Source organism: Floridaenema aerugineum BLCC-F46 (assembly GCF_041929345.1).
Classification (GTDB): Bacteria; Cyanobacteriota; Cyanobacteriia; order Cyanobacteriales; family Aerosakkonemataceae; genus Floridanema; species Floridanema aerugineum.
In genome coordinates, this window is the sequence record NZ_JBHFNQ010000204.1 from 69,222 (window position 1) to 91,227 (window position 22,006).

Annotated in this window: 25 protein-coding genes and 1 tRNA gene; 14 read left to right on the top strand and 12 right to left on the bottom strand. The window is 41.6% G+C overall.

All coding sequences use genetic code 11. The features are described from left to right. The first annotated feature begins 12 nt into the window (after positions 1 to 12). From ACE1CC_RS27005 to ACE1CC_RS27015, 3 genes are all read left to right on the top strand, one after another. The gene (locus tag ACE1CC_RS27005; RefSeq protein WP_413273529.1) at positions 13 to 333 is read left to right on the top strand and encodes a hypothetical protein; all 321 of its coding nucleotides are present in this window, start codon (positions 13 to 15) and stop codon (positions 331 to 333) included. Between the two features lie 116 nt (positions 334 to 449). Further along, on the top strand, positions 450 to 692 hold the full coding sequence (locus ACE1CC_RS27010; protein WP_413273530.1) for a hypothetical protein: 243 nt from the start codon (positions 450 to 452) through the stop codon (positions 690 to 692). A 12-nt stretch (positions 693 to 704) separates the two neighbouring features. Further along, positions 705 to 2,726 (top strand): FAD-dependent oxidoreductase, encoded by a 2,022-nt coding sequence (locus ACE1CC_RS27015; RefSeq protein WP_413273531.1) that lies wholly within the window; start codon positions 705 to 707, stop codon positions 2,724 to 2,726. An 809-nt stretch (positions 2,727 to 3,535) separates the two neighbouring features. Here ACE1CC_RS27015 and ACE1CC_RS27020 read toward each other — a convergent pair. Then, positions 3,536 to 5,383 (bottom strand): alpha-amylase family glycosyl hydrolase, encoded by a 1,848-nt coding sequence (locus tag ACE1CC_RS27020; protein ID WP_413273532.1) that lies wholly within the window; start codon positions 5,381 to 5,383, stop codon positions 3,536 to 3,538. Positions 5,384 to 5,756: 373 nt separating this feature from the next. Here ACE1CC_RS27020 and clpS point away from each other — a divergent pair, with 373 nt between their 5' ends. Beyond that, on the top strand, positions 5,757 to 6,083 hold the full coding sequence (gene clpS / locus ACE1CC_RS27025) for an ATP-dependent Clp protease adapter ClpS (protein ID WP_193981883.1): 327 nt from the start codon (positions 5,757 to 5,759) through the stop codon (positions 6,081 to 6,083). A 10-nt stretch (positions 6,084 to 6,093) separates the two neighbouring features. Continuing rightward, complete coding sequence (locus ACE1CC_RS27030; RefSeq protein WP_413273533.1) at positions 6,094 to 6,384, top strand: DUF2103 domain-containing protein; 291 nt, start codon at positions 6,094 to 6,096, stop codon at positions 6,382 to 6,384. 249 nt (positions 6,385 to 6,633) lie between these two features. Here ACE1CC_RS27030 and ACE1CC_RS27035 read toward each other — a convergent pair whose 3' ends face one another. The 4 genes from ACE1CC_RS27035 to ACE1CC_RS27050 form a co-directional block, all read right to left on the bottom strand. Further along, entirely contained in the window at positions 6,634 to 6,999 is a 366-nt protein-coding gene (locus ACE1CC_RS27035) for a hypothetical protein (RefSeq protein ID WP_413273534.1), read from the bottom strand. A 308-nt stretch (positions 7,000 to 7,307) separates the two neighbouring features. Further along, positions 7,308 to 7,631 carry a hypothetical protein gene (locus ACE1CC_RS27040; protein ID WP_413273535.1) on the bottom strand — a complete coding sequence of 108 codons (324 nt, stop codon included), beginning with the start codon at positions 7,629 to 7,631 and terminating at the stop codon, positions 7,308 to 7,310. Positions 7,632 to 7,838: 207 nt separating this feature from the next. After that, positions 7,839 to 9,098 (bottom strand): nickel pincer cofactor-dependent isomerase, group 22, encoded by a 1,260-nt coding sequence (locus tag ACE1CC_RS27045; RefSeq protein ID WP_413273536.1) that lies wholly within the window; start codon positions 9,096 to 9,098, stop codon positions 7,839 to 7,841. A gap of 63 nt (positions 9,099 to 9,161) precedes the next feature. Further along, positions 9,162 to 9,662 (bottom strand): hypothetical protein, encoded by a 501-nt coding sequence (locus tag ACE1CC_RS27050; RefSeq protein WP_413273537.1) that lies wholly within the window; start codon positions 9,660 to 9,662, stop codon positions 9,162 to 9,164. A gap of 415 nt (positions 9,663 to 10,077) precedes the next feature. Here ACE1CC_RS27050 and ACE1CC_RS27055 point away from each other — a divergent pair, with 415 nt between their 5' ends. Then, a complete protein-coding gene (locus tag ACE1CC_RS27055; protein ID WP_413273538.1) occupies positions 10,078 to 10,512 on the top strand; it encodes a hypothetical protein in 435 nt (144 codons plus the stop codon). Between the two features lie 438 nt (positions 10,513 to 10,950). Here ACE1CC_RS27055 and ACE1CC_RS27060 read toward each other — a convergent pair whose 3' ends face one another. Further along, positions 10,951 to 12,816, bottom strand: coding sequence for a hypothetical protein (locus ACE1CC_RS27060; RefSeq protein WP_413273539.1), 1,866 nt, complete (start codon positions 12,814 to 12,816; stop codon positions 10,951 to 10,953). 266 nt (positions 12,817 to 13,082) lie between these two features. On the opposite strand from ACE1CC_RS27060, the gene ACE1CC_RS27065 reads away from it, so the two are divergent. Next, complete coding sequence (locus tag ACE1CC_RS27065; protein WP_413257255.1) at positions 13,083 to 13,238, top strand: ribbon-helix-helix domain-containing protein; 156 nt, start codon at positions 13,083 to 13,085, stop codon at positions 13,236 to 13,238. Here the strand turns inward: ACE1CC_RS27065 and ACE1CC_RS27070 are convergent. Further along, on the bottom strand, positions 13,232 to 13,369 hold the full coding sequence (locus ACE1CC_RS27070) for a hypothetical protein (RefSeq protein WP_413273540.1): 138 nt from the start codon (positions 13,367 to 13,369) through the stop codon (positions 13,232 to 13,234). The genes ACE1CC_RS27065 and ACE1CC_RS27070 overlap by 7 nt on opposite strands. Positions 13,370 to 13,963: 594 nt before the next feature. Here ACE1CC_RS27070 and ACE1CC_RS27075 point away from each other — a divergent pair. The 5 genes from ACE1CC_RS27075 to ACE1CC_RS27095 all read left to right on the top strand — a co-directional run bounded on the left by ACE1CC_RS27075 (position 13,964) and on the right by ACE1CC_RS27095 (position 17,953). Beyond that, positions 13,964 to 14,350: a GUN4 domain-containing protein gene (locus ACE1CC_RS27075; RefSeq protein ID WP_413273552.1), complete on the top strand. Its 387-nt coding sequence runs from the start codon at positions 13,964 to 13,966 to the stop codon at positions 14,348 to 14,350. A gap of 227 nt (positions 14,351 to 14,577) precedes the next feature. Beyond that, positions 14,578 to 15,288 (top strand): hypothetical protein, encoded by a 711-nt coding sequence (locus ACE1CC_RS27080; RefSeq protein ID WP_413273541.1) that lies wholly within the window; start codon positions 14,578 to 14,580, stop codon positions 15,286 to 15,288. Positions 15,289 to 15,291: 3 nt separating this feature from the next. Continuing rightward, positions 15,292 to 15,927, top strand: coding sequence for a hypothetical protein (locus ACE1CC_RS27085; RefSeq protein ID WP_413273542.1), 636 nt, complete (start codon positions 15,292 to 15,294; stop codon positions 15,925 to 15,927). 38 nt (positions 15,928 to 15,965) lie between these two features. Next, positions 15,966 to 16,193 carry an ABC-three component system middle component 6 gene (locus ACE1CC_RS27090; protein ID WP_413273543.1) on the top strand — a complete coding sequence of 76 codons (228 nt, stop codon included), beginning with the start codon at positions 15,966 to 15,968 and terminating at the stop codon, positions 16,191 to 16,193. Further along, on the top strand, positions 16,190 to 17,953 hold the full coding sequence (locus tag ACE1CC_RS27095; protein WP_413273544.1) for an ABC-three component system protein: 1,764 nt from the start codon (positions 16,190 to 16,192) through the stop codon (positions 17,951 to 17,953). Before ACE1CC_RS27090 ends, ACE1CC_RS27095 begins: the two co-directional genes overlap by 4 nt. Before the next feature lie 179 nt (positions 17,954 to 18,132). Here ACE1CC_RS27095 and ACE1CC_RS27100 read toward each other — a convergent pair. The 4 genes from ACE1CC_RS27100 to ACE1CC_RS27115 form a co-directional block, all read right to left on the bottom strand. Next, positions 18,133 to 18,206, bottom strand: a tRNA-Pro gene (locus ACE1CC_RS27100). Positions 18,207 to 18,252: 46 nt separating this feature from the next. Next, positions 18,253 to 18,624, bottom strand: coding sequence for a DUF1818 family protein (locus ACE1CC_RS27105; protein WP_413273545.1), 372 nt, complete (start codon positions 18,622 to 18,624; stop codon positions 18,253 to 18,255). Positions 18,625 to 18,641: 17 nt separating this feature from the next. After that, the gene (locus tag ACE1CC_RS27110; RefSeq protein WP_413273546.1) at positions 18,642 to 19,283 is read right to left on the bottom strand and encodes a hypothetical protein; all 642 of its coding nucleotides are present in this window, start codon (positions 19,281 to 19,283) and stop codon (positions 18,642 to 18,644) included. A 75-nt stretch (positions 19,284 to 19,358) separates the two neighbouring features. Further along, complete coding sequence (locus ACE1CC_RS27115) at positions 19,359 to 19,592, bottom strand: DNA-directed RNA polymerase subunit omega (protein ID WP_413273547.1); 234 nt, start codon at positions 19,590 to 19,592, stop codon at positions 19,359 to 19,361. A gap of 227 nt (positions 19,593 to 19,819) precedes the next feature. Between ACE1CC_RS27115 and ACE1CC_RS27120 the strand changes: the two genes are divergently transcribed. Next, positions 19,820 to 20,530 (top strand): GDSL-type esterase/lipase family protein, encoded by a 711-nt coding sequence (locus tag ACE1CC_RS27120; protein ID WP_413273548.1) that lies wholly within the window; start codon positions 19,820 to 19,822, stop codon positions 20,528 to 20,530. Here ACE1CC_RS27120 and ACE1CC_RS27125 read toward each other — a convergent pair. Beyond that, a complete protein-coding gene (locus ACE1CC_RS27125) occupies positions 20,501 to 21,049 on the bottom strand; it encodes a pentapeptide repeat-containing protein (protein WP_413273549.1) in 549 nt (182 codons plus the stop codon). The two genes, ACE1CC_RS27120 and ACE1CC_RS27125, sit on opposite strands and share 30 nt — an antisense overlap. Positions 21,050 to 21,150: 101 nt before the next feature. On the opposite strand from ACE1CC_RS27125, the gene ACE1CC_RS27130 reads away from it, so the two are divergent. Next, positions 21,151 to 21,960 (top strand): Uma2 family endonuclease, encoded by an 810-nt coding sequence (locus tag ACE1CC_RS27130; RefSeq protein ID WP_413273550.1) that lies wholly within the window; start codon positions 21,151 to 21,153, stop codon positions 21,958 to 21,960. The last annotated feature ends 46 nt before the right edge of the window (positions 21,961 to 22,006 follow it).

The following is a 22,006-nucleotide window of genomic DNA, read 5'->3' on the forward strand; positions in this document are numbered from 1 at the left end:
TTAGGGGAAGCTATGACTGGGGAAGAAGCAGGAGAAATTGCTCTGGAATTTCTTATGACAGATTGGGAAATTCCGGCAGAAGATTGGGAGTGGTTTACTGTTTTGAACTCTCGCTATGTTAAAAACAGTTGGTTCGTGGTAGAAGTTGGTATTGAAGGATTACCTGATAAATGGGTTCTTCAGGTTTACGAACATGGAGAATGCGACCCAAATTATACTTTTAATACTCCAATGAAACCGGGATCGGAAACTACTGAATTGGAGGAATTTCCCGAATCAGTAGCAGAGATGATCGCCAAAGAACGCAATGGCGGAATTGTAAGTGTTAGCTAAGATGTGACGGGCAAGATGCCCATCCCACAAGATAAAATGTTTTGTGGGGCAGGCATCTTGCCTGCCAAATAATTATTTTTACTGTGAAATGATCGATCGCAAAATTCCCAGAAAAAATGACGGGCAAGATACCCATCCCACAAGATAAATATTTTGTGGGGCAGGCATCTTGCCTGCCAACCTCCATCCCACAAGATAAATATTTTGTGGGGCAGGCATCTTGCCTGCCAACCTCCATCCCACAAGATAAATATTTTGTGGGGCAGGCATCTTGCCTGCCAACCTCCCCCCAAAAGCTTGCGATGAACATTTTCCCAGTGCTACCTTCTTATAGCTACCTGGAAAAAGGAGTTATCTGACTCAAATTCATCATGAAGCGATCGCTCATCACAATTCCACTCACATTAATCCTGCTAGAATCAGCTATACCCTTGGCTCTAGCCGCACCACCGAGACAACCAGACAAAACCGAAGAATGCGAACTTTTGATAGTTGGCGGAGGACTTTCTGGTTCTGCTGCGGCTTATGAAGCCTTACTCGCTGGGAGAACAGTTTGTTTAACTGAAATTACCGACTGGGTAGGCGGACAAATTTCCTCGCAAGGAACCTCTGCACTCGACGAAAAAGCCACCCAACGACGACTACTGTTTTATCCTCGCGGTTATTTAGAACTTCGCAAACGCATTGAAGAACATTATGGCAGACTCAACCCCGGAAAATGTTGGGTGAGTGAATCATGTTTTTTCCCTTATGACGGACACAAAATCCTGTTTGATATCTTAAAAGATGCTGCCAAAAAAGGCGATGGAAAACTCAAATGGTTTCCTGCAACAGTAATTAAAGAACTCGATATTAGTTCTGATGGTAAACAAATTCAAAGTGCGATCGCCATTCAACACAAACCCGCCAAAGGTGCTCCTCCATTAAACACCCTCCCATTATCCCGCACCATTGAAGACGCATATCGCTACGAAAATTCCCCCCAATTTGATAAAACCATCATTCGTTTTGTTCCGAAAAAAACTAACAAATCAAATCAAAAACCTCGTCCCACAGACTGGTATGTAATAGAAGCCACCGAAACCGGAGAATTAATTGGTTTAGCTGACGTTCCTTACCGTTTGGGTATCGATCCGCGTTCCTATTTAGAACCTTCATCTTCCACAGAAAAAGGCGATCAATTTTGCACCCAAGGCTTCACCTACACCTTTGCAATGGAAGCAACGGAACAGCCACAACCGCAAACAATGCCCTCATTTTATCCCCAATATGAGCCTTATTACAGTTATGAATTACCCCGTTTAGCCAGCTTCAATTTAGTATTTTCCTATCGTCGCATCTTCAGCGCCAAACCAGACCAACCATTACCAGGAGACTACAAACAATACCCAATTAATCCTGGTGATATTTCCATGCAAAACTGGACTTGGGGAAATGATTATCGTCCCGGAACCTCTCAAGATAACCTCATTTATACCCGTCAACAATTGCAAGAAACCGGACAATTAAACCCCGGTGGATGGATGGGAGGACTCCGCACCGAAACCTTACGCCGAGGAGAAGAAAACGCCCTTGGTTTTTATTATTGGTTAGCCAAAGGAACCACAGATTCCCAATTAGGGCCAAACGTCAAAACACCTTATCCAAACTTGCGTTTTATCAGTGGTTTAGACTCACCAATGGGAACTGTACATGGGTTATCCAAATATCCATATATGCGCGAAGGAAGACGGATCATTGGTAGACCAAGTTACGGACAAGCCGAAGGTTTTACTGTTTGGGAAATTGACATTTCTCGCAACAATTTCCGCCAAGAATTTTACAGCCAAAACCTTTCCCCAGAAGAGTATCGCCGTTTATGGGCAACTTTATCTGGGTTAAATGCTGCTGCTGTAATTTCTGGTGAATTATCTCCAGAACAAGTTAAACCTCGATCGCGTTCTGCGATTTTTCCTGACTCGGTAGGAATTGGATTTTATGCGATCGACTTTCACCCCTGCATGGAAAAAAGCCCCCCAGAAGCACCCGGAAACAGAGAACGCGAAGGAACAAGAAAAGGACAAGGCGGAACCTTCCCCTTTCAAGTACCTTTAAGAGCAATGATTCCCCAAAAAATTGACAATATGTTAGTAGCAGGAAAAAGCATCGCCACCAGTCACACAGCAGCAGCAGCTTATCGCGTTCACTCCTTTGAATGGTCAGTAGGTGCAGCAGCAGGAACTACCGCCGACTTCGCTTTAAAAAATAACATTCTTCCCTATCAATTAGTAGATCAATTACCATCAAAAGAACCACAATTAGAAGCATTACAACGCCGTTTAGAACAAAACAAAAACCCCGTTGCTTTCCCCAACACCTCAATTTTGAATCAATCTTGGGAAGACTGGAAGTAAAGTACGTTGTTGCGCTTCAGCGCTCTTGTATAGTCTCTATCCGTAGGGTGCGTTAGTGATAACGTAACGCACCATATCCCAAGCTAAATAGGGCTTGCTTCAAAAATGTAAAAGGTAAGATATGCAAAGGTTTTACCCATTTTTTGCCCACAATAAATGCAAGGCTATCACAATCTTTTAGTGCAAAAACCTTGCCTTTTTGGGGAAATTGTAGGGACACGGCATTCAAAAGATAACGCAGGAGTTGCAAATATTAATGATGCCGTGTCCCTACCCTCACCAACAGACTTTTTCAGCAAGTCCTAAATAGATCTCTGGCAAAAATAGACAATCTTTATGTTTTGTCTGTGTTTATCTGTGTACCCTTCGGGAAGGCTTCGCCAACATCTGTAATTATCTGTGGTAAAAAATCCTAGATTTTGAACTTTTGCCAACCGGATCGTATAATTTCTGCTTGATTACCCATAATAATGTAGAGACGTTATATATAACGTCTCTACAAGGTTTTGGATTCAGGATTTATTGCTCTATTTGTCGGGTGCGGGGCGGGCAGGATGCCCACCCCACAAGATTTACAGCTTTCTTGTGGGGCTCGCTCTCCTAGCCCACCCCACAAGATTTACAGCTTTCTTGTGGGACTTGCCCACCCCACAAGATTTACAGCTTTCTTGTGGGGCTCGCTCTCCTAGCCCACCCCACAAGATTTACAGCTTTCTTGTGGGGCTCGCTCTCCTAGCCCACCCCACAAGATTTACAGCTTTCTTGTGGGGCGGGCATCCTGCCTGCCTTGGTTTTCGCACAAATTTAGATCATTGAGAATAAATCAGAGCGCTGTAAGGTGCAAGCGCAAAACCTGCACTATATGCCATTCCATCTTTAGGTGAATATTCAGCACTAACCGCATATCCGCCAAAATTACTGAAGTCATCACTGTAACCTTTCCAATCACTAGAAAAGCGACACCACCAGGTACCCAAACGAGGTAAACCTACTCGGTAAGAATCCCAATAGCGATTAGAAAAATTCAAAATCACAATTACATCATCACCGGGTCCACCTTGATCCCAACGATGATAAGCAATCACCTTATTCAAGTTATCAACTAATTGACAATTAATATGTTGTCCTCTCAATCCGCGAGTGTTATTTTCCCAATTTCGCCGCAACTGACAAAGACGTTGATAAAGGTCATGAATCCCAGCAAAGCGATCGATTCTATCCCACTCTAATGGATCGTCATCACGAAAATGATCGACTTCCAGAAACTCTTGACCTTGCCAAATCATCGGAATTCCAGGTGTAGTAAGAACTATTGCTGCTCCTAAAGTCGATCGCTTTTTCGCCACCCAAGACTCAGGGTTATTGGGGTCTATTTGTCTGTTGACGCGAGTTTTCCCATTAGCAGTTTCATCATGAGATTCTGTAAAAATAACTCGCTTAAAAGCATCGCCATTGTTACGAGCATAAAGTGCAGTGGCAATGTCATTCATATTGCGATACTCATCCAAAGGATTTTCTAACTCATGGCGAACACTATGAACAAACCAATGCCATTCCGCATCCATTCCTGCACCCCATTGAGAAGTTGATTTAGTCAACCACCCATCGTTATTCCAGTCTTCAGCAATCACAATTTTGTGTCTGGGATATTTGAAAAAGTGTTTAACTTCATCGCTAATCCAACGTAGCAAATTGAAGCCTTCATTATTCCATCCTTTACCATTATCAAATCCCCAAATATTGCTGGTACTATCTAATCTCAATCCATCACAATGACACTCATCCAACCAAAATATCGCATTGTCTCGGAGATATTGGCGCACTTCTGGTCTGCCAAAATCTGGTTTGGTATCTCCCCAAGGCGTTATGGCACGCCCATCATTATAGAAATAAATACCACCCCATTTGTCTAAGCCCCATCCATCAAAACGCCACAATCCATCCCCTAAATCGCTAGGCCCAAAATGGTTATAAACGCAGTCCATAATCACAGCAAGACCAAGATTATGAGCAGTATTAACAAAATGTTTGAAATCATCTAAGTGACCGTAGGCGGACTCGACTGCAAATGGAAAAGCTGGGTTATATCCCCAAGAAAAACTGGCGGCGAATTCACCAGTCGGCATGATATTAATGCAGTTAATTCCTAGATCTCGCAAATATGGCAATCTTTCGATCGCTTTTGCTAAAGTTCCCGGTTCTCCTTGAGGCGTATCATTAAAAGTTCCCAAGTGCAATTCATAAATCACCAGAGAATTGTAATCTGGCATCCGAAAATCTCGATCGGTCCAAGCAAAATCAGAGCGACTAACGATCGCTTTCCCAACAGAATTTGTTACATCTTTAGCATAAGGATCTATTCTCCAGAGAACATCGTTTGAACTATTATTAACTAGTCGATATCTGTAAAGTTGACCCGGTTTAATCCCTTCGACATCACTTGACCAGTAACCATTTCCCTCAGAAGCTAATTCTACCAGCCTATCTGGGCGATCTTTCTCCTGATTTTCATCTTCGTAAAAAGCAACATCAACTTGCTTGGCAAATGGTGCCCAAACTCTAAAGGCAGTACCACTATCAAACACAATACTACCCATGCCTTGATGTTTACTAGTTACAGGAGTTGCAATTAATGAAGAAGGTTGTACGCAAACCATAGAAATTTCGTCCTCGAATAAACAAAGGATAAGTTGATAAATTTATGAGATACTGTGAGGCTGTTTTCTTTGAGACTTTAACTCAGGTAAAACAACCTTAACCAGCTAGAGCAAATTTTTAAGCCCTACGCATAAATATCTACTCTTCTTCTTATTAATACAACTCTACCTATAGTATGATCCGAGAATTTTACGAATAAAGGAAAAATAATTTGCCAAAAGTTGTTAGATTGGCAGCGGATGTAGCGATAGCCAGCAAACTCAACCTCACTTTGAGCAGTCAAATAATTTTTACTCAGCCTTGCCAGTTCTCCATTAATATAGATAAATAACTAGTTGTATCAATTTGTTAAGTTAATTCGGGAACTGCACTATGACTAAAACACTTTCAGCAGCAATCTTTGGGATGGCAACCGCGCCGACTCAAGCTCCTGAACGCTCTAGTCAAGTTACCCGGAAACTTTACCCCAACTACAAAATAATCGTGCTGGACGATGATTTCAACACCTTTCAGCACGTTCATGATTGTTTGGTGAAGTATATTCCTGGGATGACGACTGAGCACGCTTGGGAACTCACCAATCAAGTACACTATGAAGGTCAAGCTATTGTTTGGGTTGGCCCGCAAGAGCAAGCGGAACTCTACCACCAACAGTTGAGTCGCGCCGGATTAACTATGGCTCCCCTAGAAGCAGCATAAACATAAAATTATGAATAATTCCCCTGGCGGTAGGTTAGTTCTCACTCATTCCACCCACATTCCCGGCTTAATTGCCGTTTTGGAACGTCTCACTAAATATAATGGTATTCAAACCATTACTCCGGCAGTAATTGGTAGAGCCAAAGGACATTCCCCACGCTTGCAATTAAAAGTTTCCGTACCAATCCGAGGTGGATTTAAATTAATCGCCCGTCAGGGTAAAACTTTTCAAGAGGTTTTTATTATTACTAGCTGCCCAAAAGATGAATTAGAAACAGCAATTTTTCAAGCTATGAAATGATATTGAAGATTGCAGATTGTCAATTGACAGTCTGCTATTTTTTAATTAACTCAGATCTTGCACCAGTTTCAAAATCCGCCTGGACTCAAGTCCCAGAGTCATAGCGAAAGTCCTCTGTTATATGACTAAAACTTAGTAATTCTTATGCTTTCAGTCCATTTTAATGGACTTGAGCTATTAGCCTGCGAATTGATTCGCAGGTGGGCTAAAACGACAGGTGCAAGATCTCCGTTAACTTAAACCGATATCTTACCTTCGATCGCGCTCCCAGCGATCGATCGCAAATTGCAAAAGGTCGGCACGGCAGGAATTTGGGCTGCGTCGCCGTTCGTAATCAATCAATCTTTCTACCTGTTTGCGATCGCCTTGGCTTCTTTGGAGCAGTGATTTATAAAGCTGCGTTTCTTTACCATTAATCGTATTTTTGTAAAGCTGCGTTTTTTTTCCAATATTTGTTTTTGAAGACTCTTGAATTGCGTACTTAGCTAATAAAAAAAATAAGATAAGTGCGAATATTAGATAAGGTATTTTATCTGGAAAGTGCGTCACAAAGTAAACTGACAGCACGAAGATTACTATCCCCGCTGTTAACTGATTAAACGAAGGTTTATACATACTACTTGTTGCTATTTGGTTTTAGGGCTATATATCTTTGTATTTAATTCTGATAGTAAAGTTTACAACCATCGGTTGTCATCGGTAATTTCACGCAGTTAATTAGGAAAAAACTGCCCATAAAAAGATAACAAAGGATAATATTTAAGGTAAATAAGCTGAAACTAAGTTACTTTTAAGAAAAATTTTGATTTTTTCTACAACAATCAGCGAATAAAAGTCTCACAGGAAAACAAGTTACTCACTGATATTGTTCAACAAAAAATAGGAAATAGTCAATTAACTATTTCCTATTTTCTAATTAACAATTACTTGGCGACTTGCTGTAAAGAAAAGCGGTGTAATGGCAGAATAATTACACAACAAGCGGTTAAAAAGTAAGAGATAGCTGCTGTTATTTGCAAACTCATCAATAAAATATCCCAATTAGGTAATTGCAGCTTTTGAGCAAAATCAGCTACACAATAAACTATCCAGTAGGTGAAGATCATCAAAAATAGCGATCGCTCTGTTCCTTCTTTATCTTTTACTTGAGTTGGCTTGTGACTATTAATTAACCAAAGCCCTACAATAGAGCCAATCAAAGAAGCTAAAACTAAATAATCATGCCAGTGCAAATTTTCGATTTGCATATCCCTGTTTATTCCAAAAATTTCAATTGGACATCAGTCTAAGGGATTACAGTTGATAGAACAAAGCAATATTTACAAAATTCAATAGCCCTTAACACTTTGCAATCCAAAATCAGATACCCAACTTCTCCAAGAAGTCGGGTATCTGTTAACGGTTAGATTTTAGAAAGGATGAGGCGGGTTAGATTCGTGTTGGCAGCGGATAACTTAATTCTCATCGGGTAGATTACCCTCAGCATCAAAAGGTAGCGATCGCGGCGGCACGAGAATTTCCAAATCACGGCGCGATTCAACTTCTGGCAAATAAGAAATAGAACACTCCACCTCTGCTATATCTAACGTATTATGTATCCACATCAACCGAGTATCGGGTGGTTCAACTAGACCGATCGTGGAAAGTGCCGCATCAAGACATTCCCGATCGGTGGGATAGTCAAGGGGCAGCATAGCCGCAGTTGGGTGTCCTGCGGTTAGGCTGTTGAGTCGGGTGCTTTTGCGATCCATTTGTTCGATCGCCCTTGTGCGGCAGAATTCACTCATCCCGATCCCGTTAGCGTTACCATGCGTTGCTTGAGTTAGACCCCGAACAATGATCCTTCGGCATTTAGGCCATTCATTCTCGATCGCTGCATGATCGTTATATTTGCGTCCGATGACATTGGTATCCATCCCTGTCCCGCTGATGTTCTTGCCGATTTCATCAACAATCAAAATATCTGCGGTGTTGAATGGCAATCGCGGCATCCACTGTTTGGCGAGGATTAGCAGTTCGCGTTCTCGGTCTTCAAATTCCTGGGGTTCAACTGCACGGATCAAAGCAGTTTGGTCATAAGCATTTTCCACTACCGCCAAACCAAAAAGCACACGACATCGAGACAGAACCTCGCGAGCAACACTGTGGACAATCTGCCCGAAACTGTGATTGATGATGGCTCGGTGATAGATTTTCGCCCCTTCGTGCTTGCCAAGACCGATGAGCATCATTTTCATCAATCCGCTTTCAATATCACCAACAAAGCCTGTGTGTGGCTTGACTCGATTGATAACTACCAGATGATCCGCAGCCAAAGCATACTTATCAAAGTGAACTGGAAAACCCTCCTTAGCATGACAAATGACTGTGGTTTCCATACTAGAACGGATGGGACAACCGCAGAATTCCTCGGTGATGCCGTAGCTTTCGATCAACTTGCTTTGCCCTTGTGCCGTTGCGCCGCCATGACTTCCCATTGCCGGGACGATGAATGGCTGGGCACCAAGGGACTTTAGGTGTTCGACTACTGCTTTAATAATCAGGTGGATGTTCGCAATCCCACGACTCCCAGCGGTAATCGCCACCTGCTGATTGGGCCCAATGCGATCGCCTAAATGCAGTCGGGATAATTCGCTCTGAGTTGTTGCCGCAACATCCTCGATGCAGGGGGCTTCAAATGTTTGACGGACACGAAAGATCTGTGGATAGGACATGAGCAAGGATTTGCAAACACAAACAAATCGAAGTTCACTTAGCCTATCATTCTGCATCTGTGACTATTGTGGGTTCTCTACTTGAGTTTTAATCGTTTGCCAAGCCGATAACACTCCATCAATCCATCCTTGTGCAAAGGAAATCCGGCAAGATGGATCTACTTCCAGCAAGTAGGCAAAATCGGCATCCAAATGACGTGCTTGTTCTGGATAATCTTTTTGATTGAGATAACTCCACAGGTAGTCCAGCACATCTTCATCCAGGGCAGTCGCTAGAGACTGAACTCGTTCAAAATGACGGAAATCTTTGTAGGACAACTTGGCACTGGAACGAATTCCTAATTCAAATCCTTCTTGACGAACCTTGTTGAGGAGAACTTTCTTTTCTGTTTGAAGGCGTTGGACTAAATTTTCGTCTTCGGCAACTTGGGTTTTGAGTTCTTCGATTGTAATAGCCATCTCTAATGCCTCCTGGCAAACGGCAGAAATATTGAAGCCTTGCTTGACGGGTTGAAGTCGGGTAAACAGTGATTCCGGTACTGCGATAGTAACTCTTTGACTCACAATTTCCTCTCCCGTTCTGTCTACTCTTATACAGTATCCGAGTTAATTGCATAATTACTCACTTTGAGACAATTTGTTACATAACATACAGTTTTGCCAAAGAAAGTATGCAACAAGGGAACACAACTATCGGGGAGTGTCGCGGATATCCTTTGCTAACAGGCTTTTCCGGCTTTCCTGCTTTCAGCCACTTTGAATTACCTTGACAGAACTAAAAGTCGTGGACTTGGACCAAATCCTCTGGGTAGTGGTGGGAATGGTAGAGGCAGGACTCGCACTCCGGGAGTTTGGGCATGATTATCTGCTGTAAATAATTGCTACATCAATCGCTACTTATAAATTCAATTAATCACAATAGAATTAGCCATTGCAATTGAATGACACCTAATAGATGGGTGTTAATTCAATTTAGTTTATGAAAAAATTGTACAGAATTCATCAATATATTCTCATTGCTAGTTTAGCCTTCGTACCGACGATCGCACTAGCCCAATATGGTACACCCAAAGCCAATCAAAATGGGGATTTTACTACTAGCGTGCCAGCCAATATTTTCCGTAATTATTGGATAGTGGTTGACTCAGATCCTAGAGGACTTAATTGCCGTTGGTCGCCGCAACTACCGCGACGCGAATGGGATGCGGATAATGTAGTGTGGCCTACCCTGAATATTGAACAATGGCCTGTGGTACGGCGTTTTCCCAAGAACACGCGCCTGACGGTTTATCATGGTCATGGTGGTGGTACGATGCTCAATGACACCAGGGGTTTACCTTGGGTAACAGTAGATTTGGGAGATGATCGGGCTTGCTTGGTACGAGCTAATCAAAGGTTCATCAAGCCGGATTGATTATAGTCTCAAAGATAGCGATCGCACTCGCAATATTCCAACGAATAACCGTCAGCTAAAATTGGTGTAATGTTAGATTTGGACTTGCGCTTGCAGGTCTTGGAGACTGAACGTATCCCCATTACTAAATACAAACTGTTCGACGTTCGAGAAATTCATGTTTCCAATTTGAATGTCAAACGAACTATTTCAACTATTGATTATTTTTGAACGATGGATATTCGTAAACTATAACAGGGTTGGGGGTGATTCTGTGGTTTGTAAACTGTCATTAACTGCGATCGCACTCATCCATCCAGAAACATGGACAGAGCGATCGCTTATTTCTAATCAGCCTCACAGTTTTGCGAGCGCAGGTAGCTAAACAAAAATGTTCAGGTATTGAAGAGAATCTAGATCGATAGCTCCCTTAATACTTGCTTGAACAAGCAAACAAAACTAAAATTCACAAAACACTTCTGACAACAATTCTGAAATCGCTGTCACTCCAGTTCGTAAAGCCTTTGTTCCGGTTAAAGTTGTCCCATTTTCATCAGTGAAATTCCCGCAATTATCCCACCCAGGAACATTCGCTAACGCTAAACTCTTGCCTAACTGATAAACTGCCTCCTCGATCGCATCTTGACTAAAAATAAGTTCCTCTTTAACCTTCTTGCATTCCTCGGCAATTAATTCCAGTTCTACCAATTGCTGATATTGTTCTGGTGTCAAGTTACTCGGTTCCACACAGTCAGCATAATTGTTAATCTCTAAAGGAAACTGCCATTTGGTTCCCGGCATTAACACAACTTTACCAACTGCTACTGGTTCATCAAATCGCCAATCATTCACGGTTGTTGACCCAGTAAATAATCCAAGTTTTCCCCCATGAATTGGATGTTTGGTAATCTTAACTACTGCTCCCGGTTCGACGGTATTAGTATTCTCTATAGTCACAGTTCGACTAAGCTCACTGTTAACAGTTTCGTCAATAGCAGATTCGACTTGTTCTTGAAGCGATTTGATTTGCTGTTCTTGTGAGTTAATTAGTTGTTGGTATTGATTTAATTTTAAGCGTAAGGTAGTTAATTCATCTGCCAACACATTGCTGTCTATCGATGCTGAATTTTCTTTAACTTCTGCGATTTCACTTTTCAGTGCAGCAATAGTTTGATTTTGTTGTCGAACCAGTTCAATCAATTCGTTATACTCACGAGTAGTAATCGGAATCCCACCACCACCATGTTTACTGGTTGGTTTGTGTAAGTAAGTTGCAATGGCAATAATTAATTCAGCTATCGTTGGCTGAGGATTTAATTCATCTTTGACTCGCAAACGTGCTAATAAATTGGCTTTGGCTAATACGGCATCAGTATCGGTAATGTGGTAAATCCGCAAAGCGCGATCGATGTCTTCATCAGTTAACCGACGTAAGGATAAACTTTTATCGATCGCTGAATCTAAACAACCGATCATCTCATCAGTTAACATTAACTGATTCATCAACGAACGTTGACATTTGTTGAGTTTCCCTAACTTGCCTTCAATATCATTACGAGTGCGTTCATCATCATTTAACTGCTCGTTTAACCCAGAAATTGTAGCTAACAGATTCAGAAATTCATCGAAGCTGTCTTTATCTAAAGCCCGGAGTTCGCAGGCTGGTTGCAAATAGATTTCTCCATCCCCAAAGCAACGAATTGATAGCAGTTCGTTCTCTTCATTGAGTAACAATCCAATTTTGTTGAGGAAAACTACTGGGCTACCCGCTGTTAATGTGGGTTCGATCGCTCTTTCGTTAGTGGACGCTAATCTTTCCTTGATGAGCGAAATCGTCCATTTGGTTTGAGTCGTAAGAATCGCTTCTACTTGGCTTTCAGTTCCCGCTAACAACAAAGCAGCGTGACACAGAGGCAGATTCAAAATACGTTCTTGTAAGTTAGGGAATTTCGCTATCAGTTTTGCTTGGGCAGTTAGATTACGGAAGTAACGTACTAGTTCTTTGGGAAAACAGTGTTTGAGCAGTTTTTGGAATTGGGTTTCGCCTAATGCTGCTTCTAATTCCTTGAGTTTGTCTCCCAGTTCTAATGCTTGCTCTTTGAGGTGAACAAAAGCTGCGGTGTGAGAATTTCCCAGTTGTATGACTTCTGTAGCTAACTCGACCGTATCAGTGGTGGTGGAATCTGCGAAAGCGAAGCTGTTGAGTTGGTTGGTTGCAACGAATTTGGTGGTAGATGACATGATGATGCTCCAATTGACTTGATTTTGAGTTAATGTGTTAGTTGTTTTGATGTTTGAAGTGCGCTCTTGGGTTTCAGGAGCCACTTCCAATTTCTTTACTTAAATGATTTGTTCTCAGACATAATTAATTCCTCGCTGATGGTTGTGTTCATCGGTGGGGCAGACTACGCGAATGCACCACTATGAATCGGCTGGTGGGTATTTCATGGAGTAAGTAGAATTTTGCTTTGTGCTTATCCTAACAGATGTGATTAAGTTTAGCTAGATGTTGTTAGAATTAGTGACATATACAGAGAAGTCAAGGGAAACTAAGATAAAAAAGGACTTTGCAATAGATTCAGATAAAGCAGATGGGGAAAACAACCGTCACGGTTTTTGTTTCCGAAGAAATGAAGGAAGGCTTAAAGAAGCTGGCTGATGTAGAGCAGCGTTCTTTATCTCAAATGGCAGCAATCTTGCTTCAGCAGGGTTTGGCTAAGGCTAAAGAAGAGGGAAAAATTCAGTAGTGGCTCAAGGGTTGGCGGTTAGTTACTTGCCTTTCCTTCGCCGCTACTAGTTGTTTGCCGAAAAATGCGATCGCGTAGCGTGTTCTCTTGCGTATCGCTTTTTCCTTAATCAGGTGACTTCTGACCTTCAAGATTAACCTCTCTGGCCAGATTTACCACCAATTGACCAATAAACCCAAACCCAAGCACAGTTGATGGCAAAGCAAATTTAAAATGATGAATTTCCCTGCTGTCAAAAGTAAAGTTATTTATCATCTTGAAGCAAATGTTAAAGGAAATGGTAAGTTAATAAGTGAAGCTACAAAGCTTCATCAGATAGAGATTACAGCAATTCGTCCACTATTGAATTAAGGAGGAAAAAAGCTGTTTCATCTAAAATCGATTCTGTTAACTAACAACAGCACTCAACAACTAGAAAACTGATATTTCCTCAACTGAAACAGGGGAGTAAGACAACTGAATTTGAGTTTTTCAGTGTCTCTCCAAGTAGCATTAATTAACAGAGGAAATTATTCGGTAAGTCCAGTTTGGGTGCTGTTGTTGTGAAGATTAATTAGGTTTTGGGGAATTGAGAGCGATTGGTTGCATTTGATTCAAATCATCTAACACAGCATCAGCGATCGAAGTTTCCCTAAACAAGTAGTATTCAGTTAAGCTACCAATCCGATAGTTAAAAGGCTTATACCGATGCTTAAAATATAATTCAACATTTCCTCTGTGTTCCCATAGTCGGCTTTTCGGTACAAAAGGAAATCTATAAATCTGTGGGCAAAGATTATCAGCGATTAGGCGATCGCGTTGGTTGGAGAGTCAACCGAATTTGGCGAGTCAATACTTCGTTATTTGAACCTTTGGTGGGAGAGAACTATATACTTACAGATAATGGTCCAGAAGCAGTGGATTTGACTACTGGCGATCGTTGGCGAGTAGCCCAGAAAGTTTGGATTCCTTGGTGGGAAATGACTTTTAGTTTAGATGCACCACCGGGACATCTTCCGGCTGCTTTCTGGAGTTGGTGGGTGAGATTAGCAGGCAAAAAAAGTACAATGTATCCACGATATCGGGATTGGATTGGTACTTTGCTTGAGCGTGTGGATGCTTGTGGACTTTAGGATTGAAGGATATTAATTAGTACCAAGCTAGCCACATTTTTCCCATTCGAGAAACCAGCACCGTCACTCAAATCTTGTTTCTGCTATTAAAATCCATAATTAACAACCTATTGGAATGTATCAGTTGCGTTATGCAATTTTATTAAAGCTTCTCTACTTTGCAAGTAACTCACTGTGCCAGATGCTACAGTAATTATTAATCACTTTTACAAGCAAAGGTTGAATAAATGACTTCTGGCAACTTCGGGCTGAGGCTGAAACACCTAGAAGACAATATTAAACAAGACTTAGCGTTACTGAAAGATTATGAAGATGCCTTACGCTACGAAGATGACCCACGCAAAAAGGCTAAGTATGGTCGAGAAATCGAGCAATTGCGGGAGTCAGCTACTTGCTATCAGAAGGAGTACAGTGAACTGCGAATGCAAGTAACTGGTGAACCTACTGAACAAATGCAGAATGTAGGTATCCAGTTGCAGCAGATAAACAGTAAATTAGACACCTTATCTGCTGGACAAAGGGCAATTTATGGAAATATTAACGACTTGCGTCAAAGACTGCTAGCTCATTACAGTGCTGGAGAGCAGCGTATAATCACTGCTATTACAGCACAGATGGATAAAACCCAATTAGATACGATATCAGTTGTGCTACAAGCAATTGATAGTGGCAAAGTATCAGATTTAGAAGTACAGCAGATTCTAGATAGTACGCAGCAAATGCTAGTTATATTGAACCAGCGTAATATTTTAACTTCGGATCAGCAGGAGATTATGGAAGTTATTAAATCACCTGGCATTGATGCAAGACATAGGATCAAAGTTACTATACCCCTTATTCCCTTAATTTTGGGATATGAAGGTGAGGTGGATTTAGGAACAGGAATCAATCTTAAAACTGCTTGGCAAAATTTGGTGTTGAGATATAGAGGAGAGTAGAGCGTGGAGCCACACCAAAAACGCTTACAAGACTTGGAACAACACCTTTGTGAAAATTTAGAACTACAGAAAAAGCTGGAAGACTCGCTGCGCTACGAAGACAATGAAAAAACGAAAGCAAAACTAAATAAGGAGATTCAAGAACTAAAAGAAAATATTACGGCTTGCCAAAATGAACTAGATACCGTTACTAAACAAATTACAGAACGCGAAGCTCTAGCTCGTGAAATGCCATCTGTCACATTTGACGAGCTAGACATTGTAACTAAATTTATTCTTGGTATGCCACCTGCTTCTTCTCAAATCAACTTTGATCTTACAAATATAAGCCTGAAAATAGAGAAAAATCATCTTTCTCAGGGAGTCCATTTTCTAATAACTATGGGAATGGGTAAAGTTAGAGAGGTTCATCGTTTCGTTGAACATAATGCTATTCTATACCCTGATTTCCCAGAAAAACTGAAGGCGGGTTTTCTGGCAGAGTATCGAAGATTACGGATAGCAGGTTTTGAAGGAGACGCTTTATTCGATTGTTTGCATAAATTCTCCTGTTGTAATAGTTCAGATATGAAGAGGGCAGCAGCAGGATTAGCAGTTTTATCTTATCTTTTCGAGAGGTGCGAGGTGTTTGAGCTATGACTCTTTCCAAAAATCCAGGCTCTACTAATAATTTTCCTATGATTCTGCCCACAAAGCATATCTCTACCCGTAACTCCCTATTGGGTGTTGGTGCTAAAATTATAGAACAATTGTACTATCCAAAGACTGTTACATCGCTTTGGAATACTGTCTCTACCATGCCAGAAGTTGCCACCTTTGAACGCTTTGTTTTAACTCTTGACCTTCTGTACATGATTGGAGCCGTTGAGATAGATCAAGGACTGCTTCGTAGGTGTCATCGATGATTCGCATCCGTGCTGTTCGTTGTAATCATGCTTCCTTTAAGGAAGTACATTTCACACCTGGCTTCAACGTCATTTTGGCGGATCGGACAGAGGTATCTGGTAGTAGGGATTCGCGTAATGGTCTTGGCAAGTCAACTCTAATCGAAATAATTCACTTTTGTCTTGGAGCCAGTCTACAAAGAGGTAAAGGACTAGGCGTTGTACAACTCAAGGGTTGGTCTTTTAGCCTAGAACTTACACTCGCTAATCGAGTTGTTATAGTAACCAGAAATACTGAGGAGCCATCAAAGATATTAATTATAGGAGATACTACTGATTGGCCTATCCAGCCAAAGGTAAAAGAAGGACAAAAAATTCTTAGTCTTAAGGATTGGACTACAGTCCTGGGCTCTTTAATGTTTGGGCTACCAATTAGTGATGAAGATAAAAAATATCAACCTAGTTTTAGAAGTTTAATTTCTTATTTTATACGCCGTGGAAGAGATGCCTTTTCTACACCTTTTGAGCATTATAGAAAGCAGCTAGAGTGGGATAAGCAAGTTAATAATGCTTTTTTACTAGGTCTTGCTTGGGAAGATGCTAGAGACTTACAGCTTTTGAAAGACAGACAAAAATTATTAGAAGATTTTAAGAAACTTAAAAAAGATACTGAAACTGGCGTTGTAATCGGAGTACTTGGGTCTTTAGGTGAACTAGAAGCTTTGAAGGTTCAGGTTGAGTCACAATTGCGTGAGAGAAAAGAAACTCTAAGTAATTTTCGCGTAGCGCCTCAGTACCATGAATTAGAGCAACAAGCTAATCGATTAACTGCCGAAATTCATGAAGCCACTAATAAAAATATTACAGACCAGAAGCTACTGGAATTTTATGAGCTTAGTTTAGAGTCAGAAAATGAACCATCACCAGACGCAGTTGTTAGTATATATGAGAGGGCTGGTGTTGAACTTCCAGGTTTAGTGGTTCGGCGGCTGGAAGAAGTAGAAGTTTTTCACCGTCAACTTATAGAAAATAGGCGTAATTTTCTTGCGGCAGAAATTCAACGACTCAGGCGTGATATTTCGGCTAGAGAAAGCTTACTCAGAGAAAAAATTGAAGAACGTGCTTCTCTATTAGAAATTCTACAAACTCATGGAGCTTTGGAAGAGTTCACAAGGCTTCAAGAACTTTATCTAGACACCGTAGCCGATCTTAATGAAATTAATAAACGCATAGAGGAATTAAAAAAATTTGAGGAAGCAAAAAGCAGTTTAAAGATTGAAAAAGAACGCCTTTTGCAACGGGCAAGGCGTGATAAGGAAGAACGGAGTGTTCAAGTAGAAAGAGCTATGAGTTTCTTTCATGAAAACTCTCGGTTCCTTTACGATGCCCCTGGAAGTCTCTCTATTAATGTAGGTGATAACGGCTTTCAATTTAGAGTAGATATTAGGCGTGATGGTAGTGAAGGTATCGGTAACATGAAGATATTCTGCTACGACTTAATGTTGGCACAACTTTGGTCTGAACACGATCCATCACCACGCCTACTGATTCATGACAGCACCATTTTTGATGGTGTAGATGAGAGACAAGTAGCACTTGCTCTTGAGTTAGCTGATCGCGTATCAAGCAACTGCGGGTTTCAATATATTTGTACTTTCAACTCAGATATGATTCCCCGTTCCGAGTTCTCACAGGATTTTGAAAAGAATTTTGATTCCTTTGTAAGGCTAAGACTGACCGATGATACTGATGAAGGAGGATTACTAGGTATTCGCTTTTAATTAAAAATTATATTTAGTAGTATTTTGTATTATGATAGCCACCTGATAGCCAAAACGCAATTTAAGATAGTCAATAGTCAATATGCAAACAAAAAAATTCACCCCAGAAAACCGATCGCTCTCCAGAGTAAATCCTTCTATATCTTTAACCAGTAAGGTTTCTGGCTATTTCTTTAATATCGGAGCGACACGATTTGAACGTGCGACCCCCACTACCCCAAAGTGGTGCGCTACCAAGCTGCGCTACGCCCCGATTTCATTTTGCTTATCTAGTATAGCACGAACAAAAGAATTTGCAACTAAAAAACTTGGAAAATTTGAATTGCTTGCAATAAGTGGGGAACTGCTTGTGCTGACCAACTGCCTTCGCAACGCCGATCGCAATTTACCATTAAATGCAAACTGTAAGAGTGAGGATAACCTTCCACTTCCAGCCAAATTAAGTCAGTTTCGGCTTCGGTGGCAATTCTTTCCTCATCCATTAATTCACTCGCCATTTGTTCCATTGTGGCTGCTAATTGCGTCAACAAGCGGCAAAAGTCGTTTAACTCTGCTTCTGTGAGTTCGATCGCCCAATCATCTCCACCCACCAAACCCTGAAATTTTTCAGCTTTCGGGTTCCAACCTATTCGCCAACCGACACCACTTTTAATCAATTTGTCATTTGTCATTGGTTATTTGTCATTGGTCATTTTTCAAGTTTAAGTTGCTGTGCGTCTCCTGGTTGGGGTAAGGAAGGAAGAGATCTACCAGGGTTGGGAGTTGGTGTTGGGGTGGGAGTTGGAGTGGGAGTTGGTGTTGGCGTAGGTTGAGATTCTGCGGTGGCGTTAGGGTTAAAGATGCTAACGAGGATGTTGACTAAAGCATCTCTTTGGGAACGAGTTAGGCGAGTAATCACGGCGCGATCGCTATCCATCGGATTTTGTCGTAAAGTATCTCCACCCGGATACACACCTTCAAACATTACCTCATTTACACCTAAATAATCTGCGATCGTCAATTTCCAATCCAAGCGGTAAATCGGTGGACGACCTTTAACAAATAAATGATATCGAATCAACCGACCGACTAGAGTATTGCTTGTCGCCTGTTTTCCCGTTTCCTTGCTGATATATTGATTTTCTTTGGGGAAATCGGGCAAAAGTTCATAAACTCTCTGCCAAACATCTTCTACTATAAATCTTTGGGGATTCTGACTCGGTGCATTTTGCGCTTGTGCAGGTTGGAGAGTAAATAAATTTAGGTTGTTTGATGGTATGTGCAGCGATCGCAAAACCGTTAAACCCAAAATTGTTAAAGCTACAAGTGCAAATCTCGCTTTCTTGGTCATTGGTTCTTGGCCATTGGTTCTTGGTCATTTGTTATTGTTGACTAACAAAGGACAAATGACCAATGACTAATAACTCTATTCGCCGATAATTTCTGGTTGAGTTAACTCATCAGACATTTCAATGATTGCCCGAATTACAGGTTTCATCATTGGATCATCAATATTTTCAAAGTCTTCATAGCGGCGACGTTTGGCGCGATTCGCCACTTGTACAGTAATCCGATAACGGTTGGAAGCTGCTCTAATTAAATCTTCCGCCCGATACATCACTTGGGTTTGGCTAGTCTCAAATTTGGATCGCTTGTACATAAAACCTTTATTTAGAGGTCATTTCCCAGTGTAGCAGAGGGGCAGGGGGGCAGGGGGGCAGAGGGGCAGAGGGGCAGGGGGGCAGAGGGGAAGGAAAGTTGAAAACTTAAAACTTTGCCAATCCCCAGTCCCTAGTCCCCACACTCTTCTCTAATGTGAGATATTGTGTATTTTCTTGTCGTTGTGTCAAGATTTTATAATAGTTCAGTATTTATACTCTGTGATACATGGCAGCATTAGCAGATAGTACTTCCTTTCGTTTACGCTTAGTGAATAACAATTCCCTGAAGGTGGTAGCGCTTGGGGATAGTTTAGTTTATGGATTCGGCGATCATGAGGGTGGGGGATGGGTAGAACGACTCAGACGGCAGTGGATGATGCCGCCGAATCCGGGTCATGTTTTGTATAATTTGGGGGTGCGGGGCGATCGCACACAGCAAGTTAGCCAACGTTTAGAAGATGAGTTTCGTAATCGAGGAGAACTGCGAAATCGCGTTCCAGATTTAATCATTCTTTCTGTGGGAGTCAATGATTCGGCGAGATTAGCTAGAGCAAATGGCAGAAATTACACAGATTTTGCCAATTTTGAACGTGAAATTGATGCTTTGCTCGCTCGCGCCCAACAGTTATGTCCGGTGTTATTTGTGGGGATGGTGCCAGTTAATGAAGAGAAGATGCCATTTTTAGATTGTTTTTACTATAACTTGGCTGACCAATATCGTTACAAAGAAGCAACTAAACAAGCTTGTCAGGCGCGAGAGATTCCCTATTTAGACATTTTTGATCTTTGGATGGGACGTGGTTCCCAATGGATGCGATCGCGCCTGACTGAAGATGGACTTCACCCCAATATTTTGGGCTATCAAAGTTTATTAGAAGATGTCCTCAACTGGGAAGCAATGCAGCAACTAATGTCTGCTAAAATAGTCACAATCTAAACTCTCTTTTGTAGAAACTTTAGTTACTGGGTTGACACCTTCGGCGCGTTGACAAAGAAGTTTTACTTCATAGCGATCGATAATCGCATCTGTGAAGTCAGCGCCAGTAATATCTGCATCCTTAAAACTAGTATCAACCATGATAGCCGCCGTGAAAATAGCGTTTTTTAAATTCGCTTTATTAAAGACCACGCTATCAACTAAAGCCCCAGCCAAACTAGCACCTTCTAAATTAGCTTCCAGCATAATTCCCTGAGTCATAATTGCCAAATTCAGGTTAGAATTTTGGAAATTAATGCCCTTCATTTCCGCTGCTGCAAACACCGCGCCCTCTAAATCTGTATTAGAAAAATCGCGATTTTGTAAATTAGTCTTAGTGTAATTAACAGTTTTTTCTTGGGCTACAGCCACAGGCGTTGCGCTTAACATTACCCAAAGAAAAGCCAAAATCAACGTTAAAATTGCCGTCAACAAACGCAGCCAAAATGATTTGATTATTGTGGGAAATGGTAACACCATAGCAACTTGCTCATAACTTTACTCAACACATTAATGTTCGCACAACATTTGACTAGATTCATCAATTAAAATTCAACAAGAGGCGATCGCAAGGTGAGCACATGACTACCGCCATTCAAACACCAGCACCACAACTGGCAATTACTTGGCCTTTATTACCAGAAGACTTTATTTTACCTGATGACCCAGTGGAAAACACCGACCAGCCATTACTGGCAGCAGCATTGCGTCAGCCATTAACCTCATTCCCGGAACTTTGCCAAGATGCACTAATAGTTTCTAATTTTGCCTTATGTGCGGCAATTGATGCAAAAATTATTTGTAAAGCACCAGACTGGATGTATGTGCGCCCTGTGCAACCTTGGCGCAAAAACACAGCCCGTCGCAGTTACACACCGCACACAGAAGGAACTATTCCCCAGGTAGTAATGGAGTTTCTTTCAGCTACCTACGGCGAAGAATACTCTGTAGAATCTACCGAAAACATTGGCAAATGGTTCTTTTACGAACGAGTCATCCAAGTTCCGCGCTATGTAATTTTTCGCCCAAACACCGGACGCATTGAGGTTTATGGTTTAGAGTCGGGACATTATAAACCCCAAGAAGCCGATGAATCTGGGCGTTATTTAATTCCCGGATTAGACTTATTTTTGGGAGTTTGGGAGGGCACTCACGAAGGCAGAACCGGATTTTGGTTAAGGTGGTGGGATGCCCAAGGAAATCTCTTACTATGGTCAGAAGAACAGCGGGAAGCCGAACGCCAACGCGCAGAAGCTGAAAGTCAACGGGCAGAAGCGGAACGCCAACGGGCGGAAGAAGCACAAGCTTTGTTAGCGCAGGAGAGGGAAAGAACCCAATCCTTACTCGCTAAACTGCGGGAAATGGGCATCGATCCTGAACAATTACAATAGGTACGTTGTTGCGCTTCAGCGCTAAAGAAGGCGCTGAAGCGCAACA

Excerpts from the sequence above, each read along its gene's own strand:
- ACE1CC_RS27005 (WP_413273529.1), top strand. The coding sequence starts at position 13 with ATGACTGGGGAAGAAGCAGGAGAAATTGCTCTGGAATTTCTTATGACA.
- ACE1CC_RS27010 (WP_413273530.1), top strand. The coding sequence starts at position 450 with ATGACGGGCAAGATACCCATCCCACAAGATAAATATTTTGTGGGGCAG.
- ACE1CC_RS27015 (WP_413273531.1), top strand. The coding sequence starts at position 705 with ATGAAGCGATCGCTCATCACAATTCCACTCACATTAATCCTGCTAGAA.
- ACE1CC_RS27020 (WP_413273532.1), bottom strand. The coding sequence starts at position 5,383 with ATGGTTTGCGTACAACCTTCTTCATTAATTGCAACTCCTGTAACTAGT.
- clpS (WP_193981883.1), top strand. The coding sequence starts at position 5,757 with ATGACTAAAACACTTTCAGCAGCAATCTTTGGGATGGCAACCGCGCCG.
- ACE1CC_RS27030 (WP_413273533.1), top strand. The coding sequence starts at position 6,094 with ATGAATAATTCCCCTGGCGGTAGGTTAGTTCTCACTCATTCCACCCAC.
- ACE1CC_RS27035 (WP_413273534.1), bottom strand. The coding sequence starts at position 6,999 with ATGTATAAACCTTCGTTTAATCAGTTAACAGCGGGGATAGTAATCTTC.
- ACE1CC_RS27040 (WP_413273535.1), bottom strand. The coding sequence starts at position 7,631 with ATGCAAATCGAAAATTTGCACTGGCATGATTATTTAGTTTTAGCTTCT.
- ACE1CC_RS27045 (WP_413273536.1), bottom strand. The coding sequence starts at position 9,098 with ATGTCCTATCCACAGATCTTTCGTGTCCGTCAAACATTTGAAGCCCCC.
- ACE1CC_RS27055 (WP_413273538.1), top strand. The coding sequence starts at position 10,078 with ATGAAAAAATTGTACAGAATTCATCAATATATTCTCATTGCTAGTTTA.
- ACE1CC_RS27065 (WP_413257255.1), top strand. The coding sequence starts at position 13,083 with ATGGGGAAAACAACCGTCACGGTTTTTGTTTCCGAAGAAATGAAGGAA.
- ACE1CC_RS27080 (WP_413273541.1), top strand. The coding sequence starts at position 14,578 with ATGACTTCTGGCAACTTCGGGCTGAGGCTGAAACACCTAGAAGACAAT.
- ACE1CC_RS27090 (WP_413273543.1), top strand. The coding sequence starts at position 15,966 with ATGATTCTGCCCACAAAGCATATCTCTACCCGTAACTCCCTATTGGGT.
- ACE1CC_RS27095 (WP_413273544.1), top strand. The coding sequence starts at position 16,190 with ATGATTCGCATCCGTGCTGTTCGTTGTAATCATGCTTCCTTTAAGGAA.
- ACE1CC_RS27105 (WP_413273545.1), bottom strand. The coding sequence starts at position 18,624 with ATGACAAATGACAAATTGATTAAAAGTGGTGTCGGTTGGCGAATAGGT.
- ACE1CC_RS27110 (WP_413273546.1), bottom strand. The coding sequence starts at position 19,283 with ATGACCAAGAAAGCGAGATTTGCACTTGTAGCTTTAACAATTTTGGGT.
- ACE1CC_RS27115 (WP_413273547.1), bottom strand. The coding sequence starts at position 19,592 with ATGTACAAGCGATCCAAATTTGAGACTAGCCAAACCCAAGTGATGTAT.
- ACE1CC_RS27120 (WP_413273548.1), top strand. The coding sequence starts at position 19,820 with ATGGCAGCATTAGCAGATAGTACTTCCTTTCGTTTACGCTTAGTGAAT.
- ACE1CC_RS27125 (WP_413273549.1), bottom strand. The coding sequence starts at position 21,049 with ATGGTGTTACCATTTCCCACAATAATCAAATCATTTTGGCTGCGTTTG.
- ACE1CC_RS27130 (WP_413273550.1), top strand. The coding sequence starts at position 21,151 with ATGACTACCGCCATTCAAACACCAGCACCACAACTGGCAATTACTTGG.